Raw genomic sequence first — 25,668 nt, 5'->3', positions numbered from 1 at the left:
CCGCGCTCAGCTCCTGCGCGCGTTCTTGGCCGCCTTGGAGACGGCGGGCATCAGCAGATCGCCCTCCACGTGGCCGGAGACGTCCAGGATGGTGCGCCCCTCCGCGTCGCGCCCGGGGCGCTCCCGCGTGTAGCGATCGGCGGGCGCGGCGAGCACCACGCCGAGGTCGCGCGCGACGACGGTGAGCTCGGCCGAGAGCGCCTCCTCGACGAGGCGGGCCCGCTCGCCGCTCGACGAGCCGGCGGGGATGGTGACGGCCACCGAGCCCGCGACGACCCCGTCCTTCGTGAGCAGCCCGTGGGGCGAGCCGGTCGTCTGCGCGAGCTTCAGCGCGACGCGCGCCGCCTCGCAGCGGTCGCGCGCGGCGGCGAGCGACGCCGCGCCGCGGCGGAGGATCTCGCGCGCGTCCTCCGCGGGAACGCCGCGGTACTTTTCGGCGAGCTCCGCGTTCTCCTCCCTGATCCGCGTCACCTCGGCCTCGGCGGCCGCGACGTCGGCCTCGTACTGGGAAAGATCGATCGAGCTCATGGCGTGTCGTCACCCTCGGTTCGTGAACAGGAGGCTCCCTGCGAGCAGCGCGCCGGCCGCAGCGGCGCCGTAGAGGCAATAGCGCGCGAGCGCCGCCTGGCCAGCCAGGTGCAGCTGTAACCCCGCGAAGCCGGCGCCGATCGCGAGCGCCGCGTAGATGAGCTGGCGCACCCCCGTATAGACGAGCGACGCGGCCTGCGCGAGGCCGCGGATCTTCACCTCGGCCTCGCCGCGGTTGGCGCGCGTGAGGTACTTGCGCAGGTCGTCCGGGATCGTCAGCGCCTTGATCCCCATGTCCTTCGCCGCCTCGAGGGCGATCTGGGCCCAGTCGCGGCTGCCGAGGACGAAGTCCTGCAGGTAGGGGCGCACGACGTCCATCGGGTTCAGGTCCGGATCGAGCTGCGTGCAGACGCCGGTCAAGAGGAGGAGGGTGCGCTCGAGCAGCACGAAGTCGCGCGGCACGTGGAACGCGCCGGAGAGCTCCTTCAGCCCGATGTTCATGCGCCGGAGGTCGATCAGGCTCTCGATGCCCTTCTGCGGGTCGAGCTTGATGTCCTTCAGGTTGAACGACTCGAGCTTCACCTCGTCCTGGAAGCGCTGGTGGAAGAACTCGACGACCTTCTCGCTGACGTCGACGGCGTCCCGCCGCGAGAAGAAGCGCATCTTGCGCAGCGCCTTGATGATCCCCTCCGTGTCGCGGCGGATCACCGCCTCGAGGAACTCGGGGATGCCCTCGCGCATCTCCTGGGAGAGCTCGGCGACCGCGCCGAAGTCGAGCAGGACGAGCTCCCCTCCCGGCCCGACCAGCATGTTCCCCGGGTGCGGATCCGCGTGGTAGACGCCGTCGATGAAGATCTGCTGGCAGAAGACCTGCACGATCTGCCGGGCGAGCGCCTTGCGATCGACGCCGTGCGCGTCGAGCGCCGCGACGTCGCCCACCTTGATCCCCTCGACGAACGTCGTCGTCATCACCCGGCGCGTGCAGTAGGCGTCGATGGGCCGGGGGAACCGGACCTGCGGCTGCTTCGCGAAGTTGTCGGCGATGCGCACGATGTTCCTGGCCTCGCGCACGAAGTCGAGCTCCTCCAGGATCATCGAGCGGATCTGGTGGTAGTAGGCGTCGAGCCCCTGCACGGGGACGAACTGCGCGACGATCGCCATGATGCGGCGGATGGTGCGCAGGTCGAGGCGGACGATCTCGTCGATGTCGCGGTGCTGCACCTTCACGGCCACGCGCGTGCCGTCCATGAGCCACGCCTCGTGCACCTGGCCGAGCGACGCGCTCGCGAGCGGCTCCCTGTGGAAGCGGGCGAAGACCTCGCCGATGGGGCGCCCGAGCTCCTCGGCGATGCGCGCCTCGATCTCCTCGTAGGGGCGCGGCGGCACCTGGTCCTGCAGCCCCTCGAGCCCCGCGCGCAGGGTCGCGGGGAGGAAGTTCGCCATGATGCTGAGCATCTGGCCGACCTTGATGAAGAGCCCCTGGAGCTCGACGATCGTGCGCTCGATGCGGCGGGCGTTCTTCGCGTGGACCTCGTCCACGCGGTTGTTCGCCCACGTCTCTCCGAAGAGGCGGCGGAGGAAGAAGAACCAGAGGTAGCTCGCGATGACCGTGAACGTCGTCAGGTACGCGCGGACGAAGCGCCCGCTCTGCGCGGCGTTCTGGCGGAGCGAGCTCGGCCTCGCGGCGGGGGTCTGCGCGCGCCGCGGCGCCCTGGCGGATCCGGGCGGCGGGGCGTGGCCCGCGTCGGGAGGCCTCGGCGCGCCGTCCGCGCGCGGCGGCTCTGCGGGCGAGCGAACCAGCCCGGAGGACGGGCCCAGCTCTTCGGGGACGGCGCCGTGTGACACCGCGGCAGCCTAGCATCGCTCCGCGCCGGCCCGCGAAAACGCGGGAGCGATGCGGCGCGCCATCCTCCCTCGCGTCATCGCGCCCGCGCCATGGCCTCCGCGATCGCGTCATAGACGGCGGGCCGCGCGCGACGGATCGCGTCGGAGGCGCGCGTCGGGTGGACGCGGTTCGTGAGCAGCACGCCGACGAGCTCCGCTTCCGGATCGATCCAGAGGCTCGTCCCGGTGAAGCCGAGGTGGCCGAAGGTCTGCGGGCCGAAGCGCGCGCCGGAGCTCGGCCTCTCGCCGCTCCTGCCGTCGAACCCGGCGCGCAGCGACCCGCCCGGGCGCGGCGCGATCAGCCGCTCTACCTCGTCGCGCGAGAGCCACTCCGGGCGCTCGCCCGCGAGCGCCTCGAGCAGCGCGACCCCGAGCCGCGCCACCGACATGGCGTCGCCGAAGAGGCCCGCGTGCCCGGCCATCCCGTCGCGCGCGATCGTCCAGGCGTTGTCGTCGTGCACCGCGCCGCGGAGCACGCCCCCGCGGAACGCGACGTCCTCGGTGGGGACGACGCGCTCGTCGAACCGCGGATCGCGCCGCCGGAGCGCGCGGACCGGCGCGACCGCGAGCCCGAGCGGCCCCGTCACCTCCCGCGCGACGACGTCGTCGAGCTCGGCCTCGCCGCGCCGAGCGACAGCGGCGCCGAGCAGCAGGTACCCGAGGTCGCTGTACACCGGCGGGAACCCGCCGGCGGGCGGATCGCCCTCGCACTCCGCGCGGCGCCCGTTCGCGCAGTCGAGCAGCGCGCCGAGGGGATCGATCGGCGCGTCGTCGCCGGGCGGATGGAGCGGGCGGTGCGCCTCGAGCCCGGCGCGGTGGGCGGCGAGGAGCTCGAGCGGCACGCGCGCCGATCGCGTGCCGGCGAGCTCCGGCAGCACCTGCCCGAGCGGCTCGTCGAACCTCAGCTTGCCGGCGCGGGCGAGCCGGGCGAACGCGAGCGCGGTGAACGGCTTCGTCACCGACGCCAGATCGAAGATCGCGTCGCCCGTCGCCGCGGCCGGCGTCGCGCCGCGGGCGCCGGCCGGCGGGCTGTCTTCCTGCCACAGGCGTCCAGCGGCGCCCGCTCCGTACCGGACGTTGTCTCGCGTGCGCACGGCTGCGGCGACGCACGCGCACGGCGCCGCGCGGTGCGCTTCGATCGCGAGCGCTGCGATCGGCGTGAGATCGACGGGGGTCATGGCCGAGGATGAGGAGGGCGGGGCGCCCGTGTCAAACGAGCTCTGGCGGCCGGACGGATGAGCCGGGCGACGCGTGGACAATCGCGGCGTGTTCCCTGAAAGATCGAGCCGCACCGGCGGTCCTGCTTCAGGATCTCCCCGTGGCTTCTCCCGTGGGCACCGAAATACGCGCCGCCGTCGCGCCGCTCGCCGCGCTCGCGGCGAGGTACGACGATCGCCGGCCCGATCGCTGGGAGCCGGTCCCCGAGCGGCTCGACGCGGCCATCGCGTGCGACGTCGAGCTCGCCGAGGCCGGCCGCGTCGCGCGGGCGCCGCTCGTGGCCGAGCTCGCGCGCCGCTTCGAGTTCCTCGCCCACTACCTGGACGCGATCCTGCTCGTGCCGCGCGAGCGCTTCGTCCTGCCGGAGGATCTCGCCGCGTCGGCGGACGACACCCCGCTCCCGCTCGACCGCGCGGGTCACGCGACCGTGAGCGCGCCGCACGCGTACCTGCTCACGTACAGCCTGCTCGATCTCGGGCCGGGCGATCGCCTGCTCGAGCTCGGCACGGGCACCGGCTACGGGGCGGCGCTCGCGCGGCGCATCGTGGGCCCGACAGGGCACGTCGCCTCGATCGAGATCGACCCTGTGCTGCACGCGCGCGCGGTGCGGTTGCTCGGCGCGCGGCCGGATCGCCGGGAGGGCGGCGAGGCGCTCGCCGCCAGCGCCGCCGCGCCGTTCGACGAGGGCGCGGGCGTCACGCTGCTGTGCGGCGACGGGCGCTCGCTCGCCGAGCGCGTGCTCGCGGACGAGCGGACGCCGTCGTCGGAGCGGCCCTGGAAGGTCGCGGTGACGTACGCGCTGACCGAGCCTCCCACGGCGCTCGAGGCGCAGCTGAGCGACGGGGGTGTCCTTGTCGCGCCGGTCGGCGCGTGGGAGGGCCACCAGGAGCTCGTGCGCGTCGAGCGCCGGCAGGGCGCGCTCCTCCGCGAGGTGCACGGCGCGGTCCGCTACGTGGCGGAGCGCGGGCGCAGCTAGCTCTCGCAGCGGCCGCGCACCGACGCCTTCGCCGTCCGGTCGTGTCCGTGTGCGAGCGGTTGCGATCCGGGCTCAGGCCCATCGCGATCTGATGGAAGCGGCAGGGCTGGATCGAGGTGAGCGCCGGCGGGGGTCTCCGCGCGGCGGGGGCGGGTGGGCGCGGCGAGCACCGACCGAGGTACCATCCGGTGTCAGGGGGCGCGGCGTCTCAGGCGCGCCTTGTGTGGCGCGCGACGGAACGTTCCAGGTGGCATGGCCCGAAGGGAGACATGCCGGGCGGTGTTCTCAGCGCAAGCTCTCTCGCTCCGGTCTTGGCGGATGGCCGAGCGCCCGCCCGCCCCCGCCGCGCGGAGGCCCCCGCCGGCGCGTGCTGCTCGGCGTGGCGCCCTCTCCCTCTCTTCCTTCCCCGTCCTCCGATCCCCCGTCCCGTCGCACCGCCCCCCACCACCCCCCCTGCCGGATCAGAGAACGCCCCGCCGTCTTTGACCCTGGACCTCCGGGAACTTTATCCTGGCGTCCCCGAGGCGGGGCCGCCCCGGCGCGTCGGCTCTGCCCGTCGTGGACCAGGGAGAAGACCGGGAGCACTATGGCGGAGTTCGTTTGGGAGGCGCGCGGCCGCACCGGAGAGATCCGGAAGGGCACCATGGAGGCCGAGAACGAGGCGGCGGTGCAGAACCGCCTCCGCGCTCAGCAGCTCAACCCCACCCGCGTCAAGAAGAAGGGGGCTCAGCTCAGCCTCAGCCTGAGCTTCGGCTCGGGCGTCGAGCCGAAGGACCTCGTCAAGTTCATCCGCCAGTTCGCGACGATGATCGACGCGGGCCTCCCGCTGGTCCAGTGCCTCGAGATCCTGGCGAACCAGGAGCCGAACAAGGTCTTCCAGGCGGCGCTGAAGGACATCAAGAACACGGTCGAGCAGGGCGCCACGTTCAGCGACGCGCTCCGGCGCCACCCGAAGATCTTCGACGACCTGTTCGTCAACCTCGTCCAGGCCGGCGAGGTGGGCGGCATCCTCGACAGCATCCTGAACCGGCTCGCGATCTACATCGAGAAGCGCGTGAAGCTCGCGCGTCAGGTGCGGGGCGCGCTCGCGTACCCGATCGCCGTCATCGTGATCATGGTCGTCGTCATGGTCGTGCTGATGTCGTTCGTCATCCCGTCCTTCGAGACGATGTTCGCGGAGTTCGGCGCGAAGGACGCGCTCCCGCAGCTCACGAAGATCGTCATCGCGGTCTCGAAGACGTTCGTCACCTACCTCCCGCTCATCGTGGTCCTGACCGGGGCCGCGGTCTTCGGCGCGACCTACTTCTACCGCTCGCCGTCCGGCAAGCGGATGGTGCACCGCCTCATCCTCAGGCTCCCCATCATCGGCCCGGTCATGCAGAAGATCGCCGTCGCGCGGTTCTCGCGCACGCTCGGCACCCTGCTCGGCTCGGGCGTGCCGATCCTCGACGCGCTCGACATCGTCGCGAAGACGGCCGGCAACGTCGTCGTGGAGGAGGGCCTCATGTACTCCCGCCAGAAGATCTCCGAAGGGAAGAACATGGCCGAGCCGCTCGGCGAGATGCAGGTCTTCCCTGGCATGGTCGTGCAGATGGTCGCGGTCGGCGAGCAGACCGGCGCCCTCGACACGATGCTCAACAAGATCGCCGACTTCTATGAAGAGGAGGTCGACGTCGCCGTCGCCGCGCTGACGTCGCTGCTCGAGCCGCTCCTCATGGTGCTCGTCGGCGGCATGGTGGGCGTCGTGCTCATCTCGATGTACCTGCCGATCTTCGATCTCGCCGGCAAGATCAAGGCGGAGTGATGTCGCCCGCGGCCTCCCCGGCGAGCCCGGGCGGCGAGGCCGGGGCGCCGCGAGATCACGCCGAGGCCGCGCCGTCGCGCGACCCCCGCGCCTCGGCGCCGGCGATGCTGCTCCCGTCCGGCGCTCCCGGCGGCGCCGAGGCGCCGCTCGCGAGCCGGCTCACCTGGCTCATCGCGCTGCGCCTCGCGGTGCTCACCGTCTTCCTCGTCGTGACCGCGGCGGTGTACCTCGGCGGCTTCACCCCCGGGAGCTTCTCCAGCAACGTCGCGCTGGTCACGGTCGCCGCCGCATACGGCGTCTCCGGCATCTACGCCGTGTTCCTGCGCATGAACCGCGCCCTCCGGGCGATCGCGCGCGCGCAGCTCGTGACCGATCAGATCACCTGGACCGCGCTCGTGTACATCACCGGCGGGGCCTCGAGCGGCGCGACGTCGCTCTACGGCCTCACCTGCCTCACGGGGGCGATCCTCCTCGGGCTCCCCGGCGCCATCGTCGCCGCGGCGTCGGGGGCGGCGGCGTACCTCGTCCTGTGCGCGGCGCTCGGGCTGCACCTCCTCGGGGTGCCGCCGGATCAGCCGGCCGGGGCGTACGCGACGCAGTGGGGCGAGCTGCGGTACCCCATGTTCGTCAACCTGCTCGCGATCGTGGTGGTCACGCTGCTCGCGAGCTACCTGGCGGAGCGGCTGCGCGCGACGGGCGGCCGGCTCGTGCAGGCCACCGCGCGGGCGGAGCAGGCCGAGCGGCTCGCGGCGCTGGGCCGCCTCGCCGCCGGGCTGGCCCACGAGATCAGGAACCCGCTCGGCTCGATCGCGGGATCCATCGAGCTCCTCCGCACGGGCGGGACGCTCTCCGACGAGGACCGCAAGCTCTGCGAGATCATCGAGCGCGAGACCGCGCGCCTGAACGACCTCGTGGGCGACATGCTCGATCTGTCGCGCCCGCGGGTGCCCACGCTCGAGGGCGTGGACCTCTCGGCGACGGCCCGCGACGTCGTCGTGCTCGCGGGGCGCTCGGGCCGCGGCAGCGACGTCGAGGTGCGCTTCGACGGGCCGGCGTCCGCGCCGGTGACCGCCGACGCGGCCCAGATGCGCCAGGTCGTCTGGAACCTCGTGCGGAACGCGATCCAGGCGAGCTCCGCGGGCGCGGTCGTGACCGTGCGCCTCTGGCGCGACCCGGGCGCCTGGCTCCTGGAGATCCGCGACCAGGGGCGAGGCATCCCCGCGGGCGCCCGCGATCGCCTCTTCGACGCGTTCTTCACGACCCGCACGCACGGCATGGGCATCGGCCTGGCCGTGGTGAAGCGGATCCTCGACGATCACGGCTTCGCGATCGAGGTGGACAGCCGCGAGGGCGAGGGCACCGCGTTCCGGGTGAGGGTCCCGGACCGGCCGACGGAGTCCGGCGGCGCGGAGCGCCTCGCCGTCGCCGCGGAGCTCTCCCCACGATCGCGCCCGGCGGGCTGACGCGGAGCCCGCGCGGCCGCGGTCGATGCATCGTCACATCGGACGCGTGGCGCTCCGTTCACGCCCCGCTGCGCCGCGCACGAGCTTCTCCGGGCGCCCAGCCGAGAGATTGCGGCCGAGCCCGCCGCCGCGCGTGAATAGGCCGCCGAGGCGGTCGTCTGCCCCTGGGGAGCGGGCCAGTGCAGCCGGATTGCTGTCTCTTTTCGCGGTGTTCATGGAGAGCAGGGGCCGGACGTCGCCGGGCCGCCGGGCCCTGCGTCCGACCTGGCAGGCCGTTTGCGTAGGGCCAGGGTGAGCAGTAGAAGCCTCCCCAGGCGCGCTCGCTGCCCGCAGGCACAGAAGGAGAACCATACGTGACACGCAGGATGAACCATCTCTTCGCGGCGACGTTCTCGCTGCTCGCGCTCACGCTCGGCCCGGTGGGCCTCGCCAGCGCCGGGACGGCGACGGACGTCGTCAAGGCCAAGCAGACGGCCCTGTTCGACCTCCTGAAGAAGGGGGGAGGCGAGAACCAGAAGAAGGTGGGCGCGGTCTTCGACGAGATGCTCGATTACTCGGCGCTGGCGGAGGCCTCGCTGGGCAGCGAGTGGGCCGCGCGGACGGACGCCGAGAAGCAGCAGTTCAGCGAGCTCCTCAAGCAGCTCGTGCGCAAGGCCTACGAGCGCAACCTGAGGAAGACGCTCGACTTCAACGTCGAGTACCTCAGCGAGACGGCGAGCGGCAGCGCCGTCACGGTCAAGACCAAGGCCGTCTCCAGGAAGGACGCGCGCGAGGAGCCGGTCGAGATCGCCTTCAAGCTCTCCGAGAAGGGCGGCGTCTGGCGCGTGCAGGACATCGTCACCGAGGGCGTCAGCCTGGTGGGGAGCTACCGCGCCCAGTTCACGAAGATCATCAAGAAGGATGGGTTCCCGGCGCTCCTCCAGAAAATGAAGGACAAGCTCGCCAAGGGCGACGTCTGACCCGCCCCGCCGCGCCTCGTCCGGCGCGATCGCCGTGAACTCGCCTGAAATGCCGCCGGGTTGATACCCTTGGCGGGTATGGCTGCTGGACAGAGGCGCGGCCGGCCGGCGCGCGCGCTGGGCCTTGCGCCGTCGATCCGCGCGCTCGCGCCCGGCGGCGGCGCGGCCCCGCGCCCGCCCGACGACCGTCCTGTCCTCCGGCTCGCCGTCAGCAAGGGCGCGCTCGCCATCGAGCTCGGGGAGCCGTTCGCGCTCGGTCCGCTCCGCGTCACCGAGCTCGTGGTGCGGCTCGCCGGGATCCGGTTCCCCGTCGACCTCTCCGGCGGCGTGGCGCGCTTCCGGCACCGGCGTGGCCAGCTCGTCCGGCTCTCCGTAGAGGCGCAGGGGACCGAGCTCGCCGGCTGGGCCGCGCCGCGGCTCCGCGGCCTCCTCGGCGACGGCGCGCCGCAGCTCATCATCGCGCCCATCGAGGACGGCGCGCTGGTGGCGCTGCGATCCGGCGAGACGGCGCTCGCGTTCGACGTCGCCGTGGCCCCGGGGGAGCGCGCGCTGAGGCTCCTGCCGGAGCGCGCCCGCGGCATCGGGCTCGCCGCCCCGCCGCACGCGCTCGCGCTGCAGGCGCTCTCGATGATGGCGGGCGCGCACGGGCGCCTCGTCGAGGGCGCGATCGTTCTGGACGCCGCGGTCGAGCGGATCGTCCGCCTGCTGCTGCCCGCGGCGGGCGCGAGGGCGCCCGCGGTGGAGGGGGTGCAGTGGGCCGTGGTCACCGCGGAGGCGGGCCGCTTCCGCGCCGAGGGCGCGCTCGGCGCGGCGCCTCCCGCGCTGGGCGACCGCGCGCTCAGGGCGCTCGAGGCGGCCGAGCTCGCGGGCGCCGCCGACGAGCTCGCGTTCGCGGGCGGGCTCGACGAGGCGCGGCGCGCCTACCTCGCCGCGCTGGAGCGCGCCCCGAGGCACCCCGAGATCTCCTCGCGCCTCGCCTGGCTCGACCTCGTGATCGGCGAGCGCGCCGAGGGGGCGCTCTCGACCGTCGTCGACGCCATGCCCGCCGTGGACGCCGGCCTCCTCGGCGGCGCGCTCCTCGAGGCGGTCGGCGATCACGACGGCGCGTTCTCCGCGCTCGCGCGCGCCGCGCACGCGGAGCCCTACGGCCCGCTCGCCGCGCTCGCGTGGCTGCGCGCGGCGGCGCTCGCGGACGCCGTCGACGTGCGCCTCGACGCGCTGAACCTCGGCGTGGCGCGCGCGCCCGGGATCGAGGCGCTGCGGTGGGCGCGATTCCACGCGCGGCTCGACGTCGCCGACGTGCGCGGCGCGCTCGCGGACGCCGAGCACCTCGAGGCCTCCGCGCGCGGCCCCGAGGCGCGCCACGCCGTGTCTCGCAGGGCCGCGGAGGCGTTCCTCGCGCGGGGCGACGTCGCCGACGCGCGGGTGCTCTTCGAGCGGGCGCTCCGCTACGCGCCGGAGAGCCCCGACGTGGTCGCGGGCCTCGCGCGCTCGCTGCGGGCGGCGGGGGAGGGGAGGCGCGCGCTCGACCTCCTCGCCCGGGCGCGCGCCCTCGCCGCGCGCAGCGGCGCGCCCGCCTGCGCGCTCGATCTGGAGCTCGGCCGCGGCCTCGCGGAGATCGCGGGGGATCTCCCGGCGGCGATCGCGCGCGTGCGGAGCGTCCCGCCCGGCGTGCCGGAGGCGCTGGAGGCGCGGCTGCTCGAGGGCCGCTGGTGCGCCGCGCTCGGCGATCTCGGGGGAGCGTCGGTCGCGCTCGGGCGGCTGCGCGACGCGGTGGAGCTCGCCCTCCAGGGCCGCGCGGACGACGCGGGCCCCGCTCGCGCGAGGGGAGCGCCGTTCGGCGACGGCGCCGCCGCCGTCGCGGCCCTGCTCGCCGAGGCCGCCGAGATCGAGGAGCGAACCCGGGGGGATCTCCTCGCGGCGCAGCGACAGCTGGGCCTCGCGCTGCGCCTCCGGCCGCGCGATCCGGGCATCACCGCCGCGTTCCGCCGCGTCTCGGGCGAGATCGCGCCGCCGGTCGCGCCTGCCCCGGCGGCGCCGCCTGGCCCGGTCCAGCGGCCCCGCGCCGAGCAGCGGATCGAGGTCCACGTCGCCGCCCCGCGCCGGCGCACGATCCCGCCCGAGCCCGTGGTGATCGCGCCGGCGCCGAACAAGCCTCCCCCTGTCCCCCGCGCGCCGGCCTCCCCGCCCAAGGCCGCGCCGATCGACCCCGGGACCATCGACGAGATGCCCACGCTCGATGGGACCGACACGTCGACCGACCTCACGGCGCCCATCCCCAGCAGCGTCACGCTGGCGGAGGGGCAGGTGCCGCTGGCCCGCGTGTTCGGCGTCGACGACGAGCTCCTGGCCGAGCGGCTGGCCGATCGGCTCCGCGCCGATCCCGCCGACCAGGGGGTGGCGATGGCGCTCGCCGACGTGCTCGATCGGCTCGGTCGCGATCTCGATCTCCTCGCCCTGCTCTCGGCGCGGATGGAGGAGGGGGACGACGCCGTCCGCCTGGAGGTCGCGCCGCGCCGGCGCGACGTGCTCGCGCGGCTCGCTGCTCGGGCGCGGGCCGAGGGGCGCGACTCGGAGGCGGAGCTCTACGAGATGCTGCTCCAGAGCGAGCTCGCCTGAGCGCTTCCTCGCTTCCCGCGCGTCGCCGCGCGCTTGGCCCGCGTACTGCGCCCGTGATAGCCCGAGCTCTTGCGCAGCGCGCGCAGCGCTTGGAGGTGCAGCATGGCCGAGCAGCCGTCGAACCGCGCCCAGCAGGAGGGCTCGCCGTGCGAGCCGGGCGCGTCGCCCGCGAAGGCGGGCCGTCCGATCATCGTGCAGAAGTACGGCGGCTCATCGGTCGCCGACGTCGACAGGATCGGCAAGGTCGCCGAGCGCGTCGTCGCCGCGAGGCGCGCCGGTAACGACGTCGTCGTCGTGGTCAGCGCGATGGGCAAGACCACCGACGGCCTGCTCGCGCTCGCCCGGCAGGCGGCGAGCGCGGCCGCGGATCCTCCCCGGCGCGAGCTCGACATGCTGCTCTCGACCGGCGAGCGCGTCTCGATGGCGCTCCTCTCGATCGCCATCCAGGCCCGGGGCTTCGAGGCGATCTCGTTCACGGGCTCCCAGTCCGGCATCCTCACGAACGATCGCCATTTCGACGCGCGCATCATCGAGGTCCGCCCGTTCCGCATCGAGGACGAGCTCGCGCGCGGCCGCATCGTGATCGTCGCCGGCTACCAGGGGATGAGCTACCGCCGCGAGATCACGACGCTCGGCCGCGGGGGCTCCGACACCACGGCCGTGGCGCTCGCGGCGGCGCTGGGCGCCGAGCGCTGCGAGATCTACAGCGACGTCGACGGCGTGTACTCGGCCGACCCGCGGGTCGTCCCGGACGCCCGTCACCTGCCCGAGCTCGACTGCGCGGTCCTCCAGGAGATGGCCGAGTGCGGCGCGAAGGTCGTCTGCGCTCAGGCGGTCGAGTGGGCGCGGCGCTCCGGCGTGGCCCTGGTCGCGCGGTCGACCTTCGATACCGGCCCCGGCGCGCGGGAGACGGTGGTGCGCCGGTTCGCGCCGGGCTCGGCGCCGAAGGAGCTCGCGGCGCGCGCGATCGTCGCCGAGGGCAACGTCGTGCTCGCGCGGGCGGACGGCGGGCTCCGGCTCGACGAGGTCCTCCGCGTGGCGGGCGAGCTCGGGCTGGGCTTCCGGGATCTCTCCTTCGGTCACGGCGGCGGCGCGTTCGTGATCCCGCTCCTCAACGTGCCCGAGTGGCAGGGGGCCAGGCGAAAGCTCGCCGCGCTGCTGCCGTCGCTCGAGCTCGTCGAGGGGCTCGCGGCGGTGAGCGTCGTCGGCGACGGGCTCTCCGCGACGGCGGAGCCGCTCGCGCGCTTCGTGGAGGTCCTCGGGCGCGCCGGCATCGCGCCTCGGTTCACGGTCGCGGGCCCCCTGCGCCTCGGCGCCCTCGTCGACGCCGCGGACGTCGCGGCCGCGCAGCGCCTGCTGCACGCGTCGTTCGTCGGCGGCTGAGCGCGCCGCGCGCGAGGCGGAGGACGACCGTCAGTGCTTTCTCTGTCGCGTGAGCGCGACGAGCCCCGCCCAGCACGCGACCCACACGATCTCGCGCGACGCGTCCCAGGCGATCGCCGCCGGTCCGATCGACGCGGCCTCCTCCTCGGGGGCGCCGGGGCGCGTCGCCCCGAGCTCGGCGACGAGCGTCGGGGCGGCGTTCGACGGCACGTGGACCAGCTGCGCACGGCGCTCGCCCTCGCGCGCGACGAGCGCGAGCAGCGGCGAGGTCTTGTGGTCGCCCGCGAAGGCGAGGGCGACGACCACCGCGAGCCCCTCCAGCACGCGGAAGGTCTCGCCGCCGTTGCGCGACACGCAGAGGAGCCCGGCGCCGGAGATCGCGATCGAGCGCCCGCCGGCCGCCGCTGCGAGCCTGCAGTCGTCGGCCTCGGCCGCGCGCCGCGCCGCCCCCGACAGCGGCACGACCGGCGAGCCTTCGTCGTCGCCGCGGAGCCGCTCGAGCTGCGGTCCTTCGCCCGCACTCGTGAGCGCGACGATCACCCCCTCGCTCGCGCTCATCCGGAGCACGCCGTCCCGCAGCGCGGGCCCGGGCGACAGGGAGAGCGCGCCCTTCGATGGAGACGGCGCGCCGTCGCGGCGGGGCGAGCCCGCGGTCACGGCGGAGCCGGTCTCCGGCGGCGACACGACCGCGCCCGCCGCGGGCGACCACAGCGTCTTGCCGGCCAGCACCCACAGGCGCCCCGGCGTCGTCGCGAGCGTCACCGGCGCGCCGCCCGAGCCCCACGCGCCGAGCGTGCTCGCGCTCTTCCCCCGGTCGTCGCTCAGCAGCAGGTTGCCGCGGCGCGTGGCGATGAGGATCGCGCTGTCCGACAGCGCGATCGAGGACGCCGACGTGTCGATGCCGGCGCGGCGCGCGGAGAGCGCCCCCGCGTCGACGACGAGCATGGCGCCGCGCTCGCCGCTCGCCCGCTCCGCGCGGCGCGGGCGACCTCCCGATCGCGCGGCGGGCTCGCTCGTCAGCCCGGGCTCTGCGCCGGCGCTGCCCGCGACGACGTAGCCGCCGGCCACCGCGAGCGTGCTGCACGGGACGGCGGCGCCTGCGTCCTCGACGACGACCCAGGGCAGCGCATCCCAGACGGGGGCCTGGTCGTCGGGGAGATCGGGCAGCTCAGCGAGCAGATCTTCGCCCTCGTACGCGCCCTCCTGGTCCGCGTCGAGCGCCGGCAGCTCCCCCTCGTCCACGTCGTCCGCCGGGTCCTCTCCCGTCCCTTCCGCGCCGCCGTCGTCGCCGTGCGCCCCGCCGTGATCGTCGAGATCGTCCTGCTCGGCGTCGCTCTGCTCGACGGCCTCATCGGACAGCCACGTGCTCGCGTCGGCCTCCGCGATCCCCTCGTGGAGCGCCCCGACGTCGACGCCTTCTTCCGCGGGCTCGTCCTCCCCGGTCCCGCCGTCGTCCACGGCGAGCTCGACGCCGATCTCGAGGTCGCTCGCGTTCGCGTCGTCGAGCCCTTGCTCCGCGTCGTCGAGCGTCTGCAGGAGGTCGTCGAAGCCCTCGTCGCCCCCTTCTTCCTCGTCGTGCCCGAGCGGCGGCAGGTCGATCAGCTTGCCGTCGTTCTCGTCGTGCTCGTCGTGCTCGTCGTGCTCGCGCTCGTCGTCGTCGACGGCGGTCTTCGGCTGCGGCGCCGGGCACGTCTCGCGGCGCTCCTCCATTCGCTCGCTGCAGGCTCGTGAGGCTGACATCGGCGGGAGTGTAGCGCCCCTCGCGGCGCTTTCGCCCCGCGCGGCGATCCTCGAGCGCTCCGTGGGCCCCAGAGCCCGCCTGCCCCGGCTCGCGGCGGTGGCTCTCGTCGGCTCCCGTCGGCTCTCGTCTTGTTCGGGCCCGCGGCCTGTCGCCTCCCGACGACGCCGCCGGCGAGCCGCCCGTGCGAATCAAGAGGGGTGAAGGTGAGCGGCCCGACGATCTCGCGCCGCTTTGGCGGGATCGAGAACGCCACGGGGCCCGCGGATCGAGGGAGGGACGCGGCATCTTGACGCGGCGAGGGGGCTGGCCATCCCCGCCGGGTGTGCCCGCTGGATCCCTCCGGCGAGCGGTGCTTAGCTCCGCCGTCCATGGGCCGGAACGACAGCAATTCCAGGCGAGTCGCGTCTGCGTCTCCGGCCGGCGGGCAGCCCTCGGGGGCCGCGGAGCAGCTCGGGCCCGCGCGCGGCCCCCTCTCCATCGCGGATGCGAGCGCCGGGATGCTGGTGCAGCACGTCCTGGTCCATCCAGCGGACGTCGTGTTCGTGAAGAGCATCGTCGAGGCGAGCGACGGCGTCGCGCTCCTGTTCGCGGATCGCGGCGGAGAGATCACGCTCGCGGCGCCGCTCGGACGGGGCGACGAGTTCGCCGAGCTCCTGTGCGATCTGGAGCGCGACGTCGGGGCGCGTCGCCGCGACGCGCTGCGCTGAGGGTGGCATGACGGAGCGCCGCGACCCGAGCTCGGTCGATCTCGTCCAGGAGCCCTCGCTGGACGCCGCCGCGCCCGACGGCGCGGCGCAGGGCCTGCCCGCGTCGTCGGGCGCGCTGCTCGACCCGCGCATCCTCGCTGCCTGGCGGGAGTGGCTCGCCGCGCTCGCGACCGACGCCGAGGCGGCCATCGCCGCGGCCCACGTGTACGGGGAGCTCGGCCCCGAGGCGCGCGAGGCGTGGCTCGACGTCCTCGCGGAAGACGCGCCCAAGCTGCAGGTGCCTGCGGTGGCGATCTATGCGCCGCTCCTTTCGGTCGAGAGCGACGCCGGGCGCCGCGAGCGGATCGAGGTCGCGATCGAGGGGGGGGAGCACGCACCGCGCCCGGCGGGCGGCTTCGCGCTGCGCGGCGTCGCCGCGGGGGGTGATCGCGTGGTGGCGCTGGTGACGCCGCTCTACCTGCGCTTCGTGCGGGTGCTCTGGTGTCGCTATCTCCCCGAGGATGGCATCGCCTGGGCGCGGCACGATCCCATCGTCCGCGCGGAGGACGCCCCGGGTCCGGGGATCCTGCTCGACGGCGCGCAGCTCGAGGCCACGCCGATCAAGCTGGTCATCGAGGAGCTGTGCCATGCCGTCCTGGCGCAGCGGCGCAAGGGCGCCGAGCTCCCACCCTCGCTGCAGCTCTGCGCTGATCTCTTCGACGCCCACCTGGAGGGTGATCCGCTGCCATGAGGCCGCTCGCGCCGGTCTGCACGCCTCTCTTGCTGCTCGCGATCGGCTGCGGTGGGGGCGGCGACGCCGTCCGGGAGCCAGCGGCGGGGCCGCCGGTCGCCGCGGCGGCCCCGGCGCCCGGCCCGGTGCGGAGCTTCTCGTACGAGACCCTCGACGGGCGCGAGCTCTCGACCGGGTCGCTCTCGGGCAGGTTCAGCGTGATCGGCTTCGTCGCGACCTACGATGTGGCGTCTCAGGCGGAGGCGCGGTTCCTCGCGGGGCTGTTCCGCGATCACACGCCGCGCGTCAACGCGGCGCTCCTGGTCCTCGAGGCGAGCGAGAACCGGCCGCTCGTCGAGGCCTTCGTCGCGACGCTCAAGCTCCCGTACCCGGTGGCGCTCGCGGACGCCCCGACGATCGCCGGAGAGGGGCCCTTCGCCGGGCTGCACCACGTGCCGAGCGTCGTCGTCCTCGACGGAGGGGGCCGGGAGGTCTTCCGGCACGTGGGTCTCATCACCCAGGAAGCGCTCGAGGAGGTCCTCCGCGGCCTCGAGCGCGCGAGCGCGCGGCCCGCGCGGTAGGCCAGGCAGCGCCGCCCGCCGAACACCGCGGCGCCGGGCAGAAGCCTGCGTGTGGATGGATGGTGCGTTTGGCGCGCGAGCGGCCGTGGTGCGCAGTGCCGAGTTCCTGCTGAAGATGGCAATTCCGTGTCGCCCATAGGAATGCTGTGTACAGCCGTGCCTGGTGCGCCTCGCTGCGAGGAGAGGCGCAGTCCTTTTCTTCAGCTGGCGCGCGTCTGTCTGGGCGATGATGGCGCGCATGATGATCGACCACATCGGTTTTCCAGTCTCGGATTATGAGCGGAGCAAGGCCTTCTATCTGGCGGCCCTGGCCCCCCTTGGCTACGGGCTCGTGATGGAGATCACGCCGGAGATGACCGGGGGGGCGGGCAGCCACGCCGGATTGGGGCCCAAGGGGAAGCCGGACTTCTGGATCGGCACGGGAACCCCGCTTCAGGGCGGCTTGCATGTCGCCTTCGTCGCGAAGACGCGGGCCGACGTCGATGCGTTTTACCGGGCCGCGCTCGCTGCTGGAGGCGTCGACAACGGTCCGCCGGGGCTACGGCCGCAGTACCACCCGGGCTACTACGGCGCGTTCGTGCGTGATCCCGATGGGCACAACATCGAAGCGGTCTGTCACGGCGGGTGACGGCTGACGGAGCACGGCGAGCGCTCCTCTCCGGCGCTCGCCGCCCGCTCCTCCTCGCCCTCGGCGACAGTCCTTTGCTCGTGCTCAGAGCCTGCCGAGGAGCTCTGTCTTCTTCGCGGCGAACTCCTGCTCGGTGATGAACCCCTTTTGCCGCAGATCGGCGAGTCGCTCGATGGCGGCGAAGATATCCCCTTCCTGCGCCGGAGCAGGGCGGGGGAGGGCGGCGTCCGCCTGCGCCGGCGCGGCCGCTTGCGCCGGAGCGGGCGGGGCGATCGGCGCCTGCTTCACGGCGAGGTCGCCGGAGATGATTGGCAAGCTCAGCACGCTCACGACGCCGTACTGGCTGGTGAACGTCACCGACGCCCCCGACCCCTGCTGCTGCGACACACCGCCGATCTGGTGATCGAGCGTGTCATAGACGCTGACGCGCCCGTTGACCTCGACGGCCAGGCGCCGCGCGCCGGGGAAGTAGGCATATCGGACGTTGTTCTGCGATCCGCTGGAGCTCGGCACGCCGAGCTCCCCGGGCCACCAGCTGCCCGAGCCCCCTCCCGATCCAGGGACGAACAGGCTGACCGGCGATCCCCCAAAACCTCCACTGCCACCCTGCTGCTGCTGCTGACCGCCCTGCGATGGATAGCTCGGGGGCGCTGGAACGAACGGCTGGTTGGCCAGCAGGCTGGACAGCTCGGAGCACAGGCCGTCCACCTTGGCCTTGAGACCGTTGTTGAACATGTCCCCGACCATGGTCATGCCGCCCTGCATCCACTGCCCGCCGCCGCCCAGCTCGGGGTGGTAGAACTGCGCCATCGTTCCATGGCCGTTCACGAGCGCCTGCAACAGCGTCATCACCGCGTCGGTGCTGACGAAATAGCGCTGTGACAGGTCGGAAACTCTCTGCTGACCTTCGAGGGTGAGTTGCTGCATGGTGAGGCGCTCCGAGAGGGAGCGCCCACCCTTGCACTGCGGTGCGTCGATCGCAATGCGGGCGAGCGACGACGTACAGCGGTTTCCGCCCACCTCTACGTGCGGAGCAGAGCGGCGGTCTCCCGCACAGGAGACGGGCCCAGATCGGCGTTTTCGGCGCGGAAGCGCACTCCGGTGCGCTGAGCACCGAAAACGTCGAGGTGGGCCCGTATCCGAAGCGGGTGACCGTCGCTCTAGCCAGCGAGCTTGCGGACGCTCGCGAGCTGGACACAGACCGCTACGACGTCCATGGCGACGCGGATCTGCTCCAGCGGCGGCATCGAGGGCGCGACCCGGATGTTGCGGTCGCGAGGATCGCGGCCGTACGGGTACGTCGCGCCGGCGCCGGTCAGCTTCACGCCCGCCTTGTTGGCCAGGCGCACCACCTCCTTCGCACAGCCGTCGAGGGTGTCGAGGCTGACGAAGTAGCCGCCGCGCGGCGAGGTCCAGGTGGCGATGCCCTTTCCGCCGAGCTCGCGCTCGAACGTGGTCGTCACCGCCTCGAACTTGGGCCGCATGAGCTCGGCGTGCCGCTGCATGTGGCTCAGCAGGCCCTTGTAATCCTTGTAGAACCGCACGTGCCGCAGCTGGTTCACCTTGTCCGGACCGATGGTCTGGATGCCGAGGTGCTTCTTCGCGTCCGCCACGTTCGCGGGGCTCGACGCCATGGCGGCGACGCCGCTGCCGGCGAACGAGATCTTCGACGTGGAGGCGAAGACAATCGGCCGGTTCGGGTGGCCCGCGGACTGGCACGCCGGCACGATGTTCGCGAGCTTGTCGCCCTCGGCGTAGAGGTCGTGGACCGCGTAGGCGTTGTCCCAGAAGAGGCGGAAGTCCGGGGCCGCCGTCTTCATCGCCGCGAGCCGGCGCACGACCTCGGCGCTGTACGTGGTGCCGGTGGGGTTGGAGTACTTCGGCACGCTCCACATGCCCTTGATGGCCGCGTCCTCGGCGACGAGCTTCTCGACCTGATCCATGTCCGGACCGTCGTCGCGCAGGTCGACCGTGATCATCTCGATGCCGTGGTGCTCGCAGATCGCGAAGTGACGATCGTAGCCGGGGCTCGGGCACAGGAACTTCACCTTGGGCTGCTTGACCCAGGGGCCGCTGCCGTCGGGCACGCCGTGGACGAGCGCGCGGACCACCGCGTCGTGCATCATCGTCAGGCTGCTGTTCCCGCCGACGATGACCTGCTCCGAGGGGACCTCGAGCATCTCGGCGAAGATGGCTTTCATCTCGGGCAGACCGTCGAGGCCGCCGTAGTTGCGGGTATCCGAGCCGTCCGAGGCGATGAGGTCGCCCGCGCCGGGCAGCGCGAGCATGCCGTTCGCGAGATCGAGCTGCTCGGACGACGGCTTGCCGCGCGTCATGTCGAGCTTCAGGCCGCGGGCTTCAAAGGCCGCAAAACGCGCCTCGAGCTCACGGGTGAGCGAGGCAAGAGCATCGGGAGACAACGAGCGCAGTTCGGTCATGGCGCGCGATATCTAGCAGAATTTCGCGCGTGCGTCGCGGCCGGACGGCGCGCGGCGGGCGGGGCGGGGCGGCGCAGCGCGCCGATCGCGGAGAGGCGCGGAGAGTTTGAGGGGGCCGCCGGGCGCAGCTCGCCCGGCGGCGTCCGCCTCGTCCGCGTTACTCGGCGGCGATGGGCTCCACGCTGTTCGCCCCGTGGCTCACGTGGCTCACCTCGGGGTTGTTCTCGAAGTACGCCTTGCCGGCCAGGCGCTTGACCAGCGGGCTGAACCGCTCCGCGGCCTTGCCGCCGACGATGTCGCGGATCAGCGCGACGTCCTCGCGGGCCCGGGCGAGCGTCTCCGGGTCCGTGAGGAACTCCTTGGCCGCCTTCGCCTTGGCCGGGGCGGCCATCACGGCGTCGCGGAGCGCGCCCGCCGCCGCCCTGGCCTTGCCCACGGCGCGCTCGGCGGCCGTCTGCTTGATGAGCGGCGCCACCTCGTAGACAAGGTTGGCGGCCGAGCCGGCGACGCGGTGCGGCGGGTGGTGGAGCGGGCTCGCGTACTTCGGGTTCCTCGCGAGGAACGCGCGGACCTCGGCCTCCGTGACGCCGGCCTCCTCGTAGGCGCGGGTGAGCTCCTGCTCGGCCAGGATGCGCGCCTTGAACATGTACATCTGGATGCGCGAGTAGAAGTTCGTCGCGCCGTCGCCGCTCGTCTCCACCGCGCAGAAGATCGTCCCGGGGTAGCGCGACGTGATCAGCGACTGGACGCCGTCGGAGACGCCCGAGGAGGGCATGCAGCCGAACGGCTTCACGCTCACCGTCACGTGCGCCTTCGACTTCACGGCGTTCACGATGAGCTTGCCGACCTCCATGTGCCCCTCGCCGCCGCGGAGGTCGTTCGAGTAGTAGTCCTTCGCCACCTCCGCCACGAGCTCCATGTCCGGAAGGTGGTAGTCGAGCAGGCCGAGCGGCAGCGCGAACGCCTGGAAGCCGACGCGCAGCGCGCCCTCGGCGAGGCGCATCGTCGCGAGGCGCTTCGCCACGCCGAACTCGTCCAGGCTGGCGAGGCCGTAATTGCCCTCATCGGCGCCGCGCAGGTCGCGCCGCTCGCGGGTGTCTCGGGCGCACTCCCAGATGTTGTAGAGCAGCCACGCCGTCGTGAGCTGGATGTCGTTCTCGCCGCCCTCGCTCTCGAGGAACTTCTGCAGGGCGTAGTTGCCGTCGCCCTCGGTCGTCATCGCCCAGAACTCGCCGATGATCGACGTCTTCGCCTTGGGCCGGAGCTTGTCCACCTGGACGCTCTCGAACTCCTTGCGCGCCTCGTAGAGCGCCTTGAACACGTTCGTCTGCTCGAAAAGCGCCTTGTAGAGGATGCGCTTCGCGTTCTCCATCGCGCGGTTCGTCGCGCCCGGCTCGACCTCGTAAGGCCGGATCCGGTAGCCCAGCGCGTTCAGCGTGTCGCCGCAGACGATGGCCTTGATGATCGCGATGAAGAACGCGGGGTTCATCTCGAGCCCGACGTCGTCGCCCGTCGCCTGCGAGAGCCCGCCGGTCTGCTGGAACAGCATGACCCGGAAGCCGTCGAAGCCGGCGTCGCGGAGCGCCTTCCTGTACTCGGTCACGTACATGCCGAACCGACAGGGCCCGCACGCGCCCGCCGTCAGGAAGACGTAGTTCTTGATGATGTCCTCGGTCGACATCCCCTGCTTGTCGCGCAGGTCGATGAGGTACTTCACGAGGCCGCCGACCGTGAAGTACGTCGGGTTGCACTGGCCGCGGTTGCCGAACTCCTTGCCCGTCTGCAGGCCCGCGCTGTCGCTCATCCCGAAGTAGTGGACGTTGTAGCCGAGGCCCTTCAGCGCGCCCTCGCACAGGAAGTCCTGCGCGGCGGTGAGGCCGCTGATGAGGAGCGTCACGTTCTCGCGCTCCTTCTTGGTCATCTTCGGCTTGAGCATGTTGTCGACCCACTGGCGCCGCTCGGCCTTGAGGCCGAGCCGCTCCCGCTCGGCCTCCTCGAACGCCCTGAGCTCCGCCTCGATGTCGACGTCGGTCTTGTTGGATCGCGCCTCGCCCACCAGAGGAAGGCGCGTCTTCTGCGTGGTGGTCGTGCTCGTCGTGCTCGTATGTTGCATGGCGTGGCTTCCCTTCGCTTGGATGCTGGAAGGGGCGGCCCCGCCGTCCCCCCCTCGACCTTCGACGTGGTTCAGGCTTCCAGGGGGACGACGGTCCCGTCGGACTGCTTCTTCTTGAGCTGCACGAGGCCCGTCTTCTGCGCCTCGGGCGGCGAGACCGGCGCGACGTAGCTCCGGACCTTCTCGGCGAGCGCCGCGATCTCCCGCTCGAGCGCGGGATCCGTGATCTTGCGCGCCGCCTGCTGGTCGCGCTTCAGCTGGAGCAGCTCGAGCCGCTTCTCCTCGATGCGCTGGACCAGCTGCGCCTTCTTCTTCGCCGCGTCCTCGAGCGCCTCCTCGTGCAGCTTGAGGCTGTGCGCGTAGGTCTTCACGCGGATCTTGATCGAGCCGCCCGGCTTGTTGGCGTCGATGTCGTGCAGCGCCGCGTACGGCGTCGCGCTCGAGCTCACGATGCTGTCGATGATCCCGTACGTCGGCGCGTCGTGGCCGCACTTGAAGCTCGAGAGATCGAGCAGGACGACGTTCGGGTGCCGGGCGGCGAACTTGGCCGCCCAGACCTTCTGCGCGCTGTTGGCCGAGTAGTTCTCCGGCCAGACGTCGTTGATGTCGAGCGGGTGCTGGCCCGTCGCGATCTCGTCCTTGAAGTACCGCGCGAGGTACTCCATGTCGCGCGGGATCGACCGCACCGAGAGGATCGGATAGCCGAGCACCTGGAACTCCTCCGGAATGCCGTGGTTCAGGCCCGGGTCGGAGTGGTACGGCCGCCCGATCATCAGGATGGCCACCCGGTTCTCGGACTCGACCGTCTCGAGGATGGCCCGCCCCTTGTCCTGGAGGTCGCGCTCGAACTGCGAGAGCGCCCGCATCCCCTCGCGGTGCGCGTGATCGCTCTCGTCCTCGGTGATGCCGAGCCGCGGGCCCCAGGTCTCGAACATCCGGCGCGCCGTCAGCGTCATCTCGGAGAACGTGAGCGCGGGGTCGAGGTACTCGATGCCGCGCGTCTTGAAGAAGTCGACCTCCTTCGTGAAGGCCGCCTTCATGACGTCCGGCACGCCCGCGACGATGGGGCAGCTCGTCTTGTCCATCACCCCTTCGCCGAAGCTCGGCACATGGGTGAGGATGGGGAAGAAGATGTAATTGAGCTTCTTCTCGTCGCTGTGGTGGTGGAAGAGCAGGTTGTGGACGTGGGCCTGCGCCACCTTGGACGGGAAGCACGGATCGATGGAGCCGTACTTGCCGCCCTCGACCCACATCTCCTCGCTCGTCGCGTCGCTGAAGACGACGTTCTGCTTGGGGACGCCGAGCGCCTCGAAGTAGGCGCGGTAATACGGGCCGGTCGAGTAGATGTTGAGGACGCGCGGGATGCCGATGCGGACGCGGCGGAGGCGCTCCCGCACCTCGATGCCGCTCCGCCGGAACGGGCGCGTCGTCTCCACCCGGCGGATGCCGAGGAAGCCCTTCTTGACGACCGTGTCCTTCACCGGCGCGCCTTCCTCCGGGAGCGGCGCCGTGCCGTAGAAGTGCCGGAAGGCGAGCTTCGACTCGTAGTCGACGAGGTTCGGGAACTGCTTCGCGATCTTCTTCCGCTCGGCGACGAGCGCGAGCATCGCCTGCTCGCTCTCGACGGTGCCCTTCTCGCACGAGAAGCCCGAGATGTAGCGGCTCGTCGTCCCGTCAGGCCGCTTCGTGTCGATGAAGGTCCGCTTGCACTCGTTCGGGCAGAAGTGGCAGACCGTCTCCTCGTCGTTCTTCGTGGTGTATTCGAGGGCGATCGCCGCGTCGATCCCGATGAACGTCGACCGGCCCTTGCGCTTCACCACCCGGAGCGTCTCGAACGCGGCGCCGAGCGCGCCGGCCTCGCCGGTGTGCGGGTGGACGAACACCTCGGCGCCGGGGACGCGCTCCTTGATGTAATCGACCTGCGCCTTGACCGCCGCGAGGTTGTACTGCGTGCCGCCCTGCAGCACGTAGCGCGTGCCGAGCGCCGCGAGCCGCGGGATCTGCACGACGTACTGCCACACGTTCTTCGGCAGCACCTGGGCGAGCCCGGCGAGCAGCTCCTCCTTCGAGAAGCCCTCCTTCTGGAAGTTCACGCGGTCCGTGTCGAGGAAGACGGCGCAGCCGTAGCTGAACTTCGGCGCGAGCTCGGCGCCGAACGCCGTGTCGGCGTACTCGGTCACCTTCAGGCCGAACTGGTCGGCCATCGCCTGGAGCAACATGCCGTTGCCCGCAGAGCACGAGTTGGAGAGGCGGAAGTTCGCGATATCGCCGTTCTTCATGAACAGGACCTTGATGTCCTGTCCGCCGATATCGCAGATGACGTCGACGTCGCCGAAGAACTTCACCGCGCTCATCATGTGGGCGACGGTCTCGACGATGTTGACGTCGGCGCGCATGCACTCCTGGAGCACGTCGGCCGCGTACCCGGTGCCGCCGAAGCCGAGCACCTCGAGCGTCGCGCCCTGATCGAGCACGTACTGCCGGAGCTGGGCGAGCAGCTCCTTCGCGTCCTGGATCGGGTTGCCCTTGGAGAGCTGGTAGGCCTTGCAGACGATGTTCCCGTCCTCGTCGATGAGCACCGCCTTCGACGAGGTGGAGCCGCCGTCGAGGCCGATGACCCCGCGCACCACCTGGCCGGGCTCGAGCTTCATCGGCGTGAACCGCGGGATGCTGTAGAGCTTCCGGAACTCGTCGACCTCGTCCCGGGTCTTCACGAGCGGCGGGCCCGCGCTCTCGCCGAGCCGGGCCTTCCTGCCGTTCGTCATGTACTCGATGAGCCCCGACTTGCCGGCGTAGCGGCCGACCTCCGGCGCCTCCTTGAGCCCGTAGACGCACGCGCCGAACGCCGCGTAGTACTGCGCGTTCTCCGGGACGAAGATCGTCTCCTCGACCGGCTGGTCCTTCGGCCAGTCGTAGCCGCGCTCGTCCCAGGTCTCGGGGATCCGCTTGCGCCAGCACTCCTGGAGGAAGGGGAGGTAGGTGTTGGGGCCGCCGAGCAGGATCACCTTGTGCTTCAGCGTCGAGCCGCGCGTCAGCACCGACAGGTTCTGGAGGACGATCGCGTCGGCGAGAGAGCAGAGGATCTCCGTCGAGGGGATGCCGCTCTTCACGAGGTTCACGATGTCCGTCTCGGCGAAGACGCCGCACTTCGCGGCGACGTGGTGGAGCTTCGAGTCGTCGAAGTGGATCTTCACCACCTCCGTCGAAGGGAGGCCCACCTTGATCATGCACTTGTCGATGGTGGCGCCCGTGCCGGAGGCGCACTTGTCGTTCATCGACGGCGCGGCGGTCTTGTCGCCCGTCTTCTCATCCCGCTGGAAGATGATGATCTTGGCGTCCTGCCCGCCGAGCTCGATGACGCTGCCCACGTCCGGGTGCAGGTTCTCGACAGCGAGCGTGACCGCGTTGACCTCCTGGACGAACTTCGCGCCCAGGCCAGCGCAGAGGGGCGCGGCGCCGGAGCCCGTCATGAACACCCGCCAGCTGTCCCTCGGCGAAGCGGGGAACGACGCCTCGATGGTCTCGAGGAGCTCGAGCACCTTCTCCGGCTGCTTCGTCTGATGCCGCTGGTAGTCGCTCCAGAGAATCTCGAGCGTCTGCGGATCGAGCACGACGGCCTTCACCGTCGTCGAGCCGACGTCGATGCCGACCACGACCGGTTCCTGGATCTGCCTTCCCATCGGGGCTCCTCCCACCGCCGTCGCCGGTCCCCAGCGTCCGACTGACTGGCTGGTCAGTCGTGATGGCTACAACGGGATGTATGGGAAATCAAGCAATCCGGTGCGTCTTGGTCGCCGCGCCACGTCGTTTACCGGCCATCTCGGGCCATCGCTGCGTCCAGGGTGCAAGGTTCCGACGCCGCGCTCGGTTGCGTCTGGTTGCGTCTGATGGCGCGTGGTGCCCCCCGGCGTCCGCGT

Annotated in this window: 18 protein-coding genes; 10 read left to right on the top strand and 8 right to left on the bottom strand. The window is 72.2% G+C overall.

All coding sequences use genetic code 11. From position 1 onward, the window contains the following. Positions 1 to 6: 6 nt before the first annotated feature. The 3 genes from WMF45_RS34525 to WMF45_RS34515 form a co-directional block, all read right to left on the bottom strand. On the bottom strand, positions 7 to 528 hold the full coding sequence (locus WMF45_RS34525) for a hypothetical protein (protein ID WP_437709598.1): 522 nt from the start codon (positions 526 to 528) through the stop codon (positions 7 to 9). A 9-nt stretch (positions 529 to 537) separates the two neighbouring features. Further along, complete coding sequence (locus tag WMF45_RS34520) at positions 538 to 2,373, bottom strand: AarF/UbiB family protein (RefSeq protein WP_437709596.1); 1,836 nt, start codon at positions 2,371 to 2,373, stop codon at positions 538 to 540. Between the two features lie 74 nt (positions 2,374 to 2,447). Then, positions 2,448 to 3,590: a serine hydrolase domain-containing protein gene (locus WMF45_RS34515; RefSeq protein ID WP_437709594.1), complete on the bottom strand. Its 1,143-nt coding sequence runs from the start codon at positions 3,588 to 3,590 to the stop codon at positions 2,448 to 2,450. A gap of 140 nt (positions 3,591 to 3,730) precedes the next feature. Here WMF45_RS34515 and WMF45_RS34510 point away from each other — a divergent pair, with 140 nt between their 5' ends. From WMF45_RS34510 to WMF45_RS34485, 6 genes are all read left to right on the top strand, one after another. Continuing rightward, positions 3,731 to 4,606, top strand: a complete 876-nt coding sequence (locus WMF45_RS34510; protein WP_437709592.1) for a protein-L-isoaspartate O-methyltransferase family protein — start codon at positions 3,731 to 3,733, stop codon at positions 4,604 to 4,606. Between the two features lie 586 nt (positions 4,607 to 5,192). Beyond that, the gene (locus WMF45_RS34505; protein ID WP_437709590.1) at positions 5,193 to 6,410 is read left to right on the top strand and encodes a type II secretion system F family protein; all 1,218 of its coding nucleotides are present in this window, start codon (positions 5,193 to 5,195) and stop codon (positions 6,408 to 6,410) included. Further along, complete coding sequence (locus WMF45_RS34500) at positions 6,410 to 7,873, top strand: sensor histidine kinase (protein WP_437709588.1); 1,464 nt, start codon at positions 6,410 to 6,412, stop codon at positions 7,871 to 7,873. The genes WMF45_RS34505 and WMF45_RS34500 overlap by 1 nt, the downstream gene beginning before the upstream one ends. 365 nt (positions 7,874 to 8,238) lie before the next feature. Then, positions 8,239 to 8,832, top strand: coding sequence for an MlaC/ttg2D family ABC transporter substrate-binding protein (locus tag WMF45_RS34495; RefSeq protein WP_437709586.1), 594 nt, complete (start codon positions 8,239 to 8,241; stop codon positions 8,830 to 8,832). 78 nt (positions 8,833 to 8,910) lie between these two features. Then, entirely contained in the window at positions 8,911 to 11,451 is a 2,541-nt protein-coding gene (locus tag WMF45_RS34490) for a tetratricopeptide repeat protein (protein WP_437709584.1), read from the top strand. 102 nt (positions 11,452 to 11,553) lie between these two features. Continuing rightward, on the top strand, positions 11,554 to 12,834 hold the full coding sequence (locus WMF45_RS34485; protein WP_437709582.1) for an aspartate kinase: 1,281 nt from the start codon (positions 11,554 to 11,556) through the stop codon (positions 12,832 to 12,834). Positions 12,835 to 12,864: 30 nt separating this feature from the next. Here WMF45_RS34485 and WMF45_RS34480 read toward each other — a convergent pair whose 3' ends face one another. After that, a complete protein-coding gene (locus WMF45_RS34480; RefSeq protein ID WP_437709580.1) occupies positions 12,865 to 14,574 on the bottom strand; it encodes a hypothetical protein in 1,710 nt (569 codons plus the stop codon). Between the two features lie 369 nt (positions 14,575 to 14,943). Between WMF45_RS34480 and WMF45_RS34475 the strand changes: the two genes are divergently transcribed. From WMF45_RS34475 to WMF45_RS34460, 4 genes are all read left to right on the top strand, one after another. Further along, positions 14,944 to 15,282 carry a hypothetical protein gene (locus WMF45_RS34475; protein ID WP_437709578.1) on the top strand — a complete coding sequence of 113 codons (339 nt, stop codon included), beginning with the start codon at positions 14,944 to 14,946 and terminating at the stop codon, positions 15,280 to 15,282. Positions 15,283 to 15,289: 7 nt separating this feature from the next. After that, the gene (locus tag WMF45_RS34470) at positions 15,290 to 16,012 is read left to right on the top strand and encodes a hypothetical protein (protein WP_437294115.1); all 723 of its coding nucleotides are present in this window, start codon (positions 15,290 to 15,292) and stop codon (positions 16,010 to 16,012) included. Beyond that, positions 16,009 to 16,572 (top strand): TlpA family protein disulfide reductase, encoded by a 564-nt coding sequence (locus WMF45_RS34465; protein WP_437709576.1) that lies wholly within the window; start codon positions 16,009 to 16,011, stop codon positions 16,570 to 16,572. The genes WMF45_RS34470 and WMF45_RS34465 overlap by 4 nt, the downstream gene beginning before the upstream one ends. Before the next feature lie 241 nt (positions 16,573 to 16,813). Further along, positions 16,814 to 17,200, top strand: coding sequence for a VOC family protein (locus WMF45_RS34460; RefSeq protein WP_437719606.1), 387 nt, complete (start codon positions 16,814 to 16,816; stop codon positions 17,198 to 17,200). Between the two features lie 84 nt (positions 17,201 to 17,284). Here the strand turns inward: WMF45_RS34460 and WMF45_RS34455 are convergent, their stop codons facing one another. The 4 genes from WMF45_RS34455 to WMF45_RS34440 form a co-directional block, all read right to left on the bottom strand. Next, positions 17,285 to 18,127, bottom strand: a complete 843-nt coding sequence (locus WMF45_RS34455) for an SHOCT domain-containing protein (RefSeq protein ID WP_437709574.1) — start codon at positions 18,125 to 18,127, stop codon at positions 17,285 to 17,287. 233 nt (positions 18,128 to 18,360) lie between these two features. Then, positions 18,361 to 19,638, bottom strand: coding sequence for an aminotransferase class I/II-fold pyridoxal phosphate-dependent enzyme (locus WMF45_RS34450; protein ID WP_437709572.1), 1,278 nt, complete (start codon positions 19,636 to 19,638; stop codon positions 18,361 to 18,363). A gap of 157 nt (positions 19,639 to 19,795) precedes the next feature. Next, positions 19,796 to 21,751, bottom strand: coding sequence for a 2-hydroxyglutaryl-CoA dehydratase (locus WMF45_RS34445; RefSeq protein WP_437709570.1), 1,956 nt, complete (start codon positions 21,749 to 21,751; stop codon positions 19,796 to 19,798). Between the two features lie 71 nt (positions 21,752 to 21,822). Further along, positions 21,823 to 25,431 (bottom strand): BadF/BadG/BcrA/BcrD ATPase family protein, encoded by a 3,609-nt coding sequence (locus WMF45_RS34440; protein ID WP_437709568.1) that lies wholly within the window; start codon positions 25,429 to 25,431, stop codon positions 21,823 to 21,825. Positions 25,432 to 25,668: the final 237 nt, after the last annotated feature.

This window comes from Sorangium sp. So ce448, from assembly GCF_051520915.1.
GTDB classification, from domain to species: domain Bacteria; phylum Myxococcota_A; class Polyangia; order Polyangiales; family Polyangiaceae; genus Sorangium; species Sorangium cellulosum_B.
Note: the sequence above shows the minus strand (reverse complement) of the source record. Positions and strands in the feature narration are given on the sequence as shown.

What these genes read in the sequence shown, in the direction of transcription:
- WMF45_RS34525 (WP_437709598.1), bottom strand. Translation starts at nt 528, where the DNA reads ATGAGCTCGATCGATCTTTCCCAGTACGAGGCCGACGTCGCGGCCGCC.
- WMF45_RS34515 (WP_437709594.1), bottom strand. Translation starts at nt 3,590, where the DNA reads ATGACCCCCGTCGATCTCACGCCGATCGCAGCGCTCGCGATCGAAGCG.
- WMF45_RS34505 (WP_437709590.1), top strand. Translation starts at nt 5,193, where the DNA reads ATGGCGGAGTTCGTTTGGGAGGCGCGCGGCCGCACCGGAGAGATCCGG.
- WMF45_RS34500 (WP_437709588.1), top strand. Translation starts at nt 6,410, where the DNA reads ATGTCGCCCGCGGCCTCCCCGGCGAGCCCGGGCGGCGAGGCCGGGGCG.
- WMF45_RS34495 (WP_437709586.1), top strand. Translation starts at nt 8,239, where the DNA reads ATGAACCATCTCTTCGCGGCGACGTTCTCGCTGCTCGCGCTCACGCTC.
- WMF45_RS34490 (WP_437709584.1), top strand. Translation starts at nt 8,911, where the DNA reads ATGGCTGCTGGACAGAGGCGCGGCCGGCCGGCGCGCGCGCTGGGCCTT.
- WMF45_RS34485 (WP_437709582.1), top strand. Translation starts at nt 11,554, where the DNA reads ATGGCCGAGCAGCCGTCGAACCGCGCCCAGCAGGAGGGCTCGCCGTGC.
- WMF45_RS34480 (WP_437709580.1), bottom strand. Translation starts at nt 14,574, where the DNA reads ATGTCAGCCTCACGAGCCTGCAGCGAGCGAATGGAGGAGCGCCGCGAG.
- WMF45_RS34475 (WP_437709578.1), top strand. Translation starts at nt 14,944, where the DNA reads ATGGGCCGGAACGACAGCAATTCCAGGCGAGTCGCGTCTGCGTCTCCG.
- WMF45_RS34470 (WP_437294115.1), top strand. Translation starts at nt 15,290, where the DNA reads ATGACGGAGCGCCGCGACCCGAGCTCGGTCGATCTCGTCCAGGAGCCC.
- WMF45_RS34465 (WP_437709576.1), top strand. Translation starts at nt 16,009, where the DNA reads ATGAGGCCGCTCGCGCCGGTCTGCACGCCTCTCTTGCTGCTCGCGATC.
- WMF45_RS34460 (WP_437719606.1), top strand. Translation starts at nt 16,814, where the DNA reads ATGATCGACCACATCGGTTTTCCAGTCTCGGATTATGAGCGGAGCAAG.
- WMF45_RS34455 (WP_437709574.1), bottom strand. Translation starts at nt 18,127, where the DNA reads ATGCAGCAACTCACCCTCGAAGGTCAGCAGAGAGTTTCCGACCTGTCA.
- WMF45_RS34450 (WP_437709572.1), bottom strand. Translation starts at nt 19,638, where the DNA reads ATGACCGAACTGCGCTCGTTGTCTCCCGATGCTCTTGCCTCGCTCACC.
- WMF45_RS34445 (WP_437709570.1), bottom strand. Translation starts at nt 21,751, where the DNA reads ATGCAACATACGAGCACGACGAGCACGACCACCACGCAGAAGACGCGC.
- WMF45_RS34440 (WP_437709568.1), bottom strand. Translation starts at nt 25,431, where the DNA reads ATGGGAAGGCAGATCCAGGAACCGGTCGTGGTCGGCATCGACGTCGGC.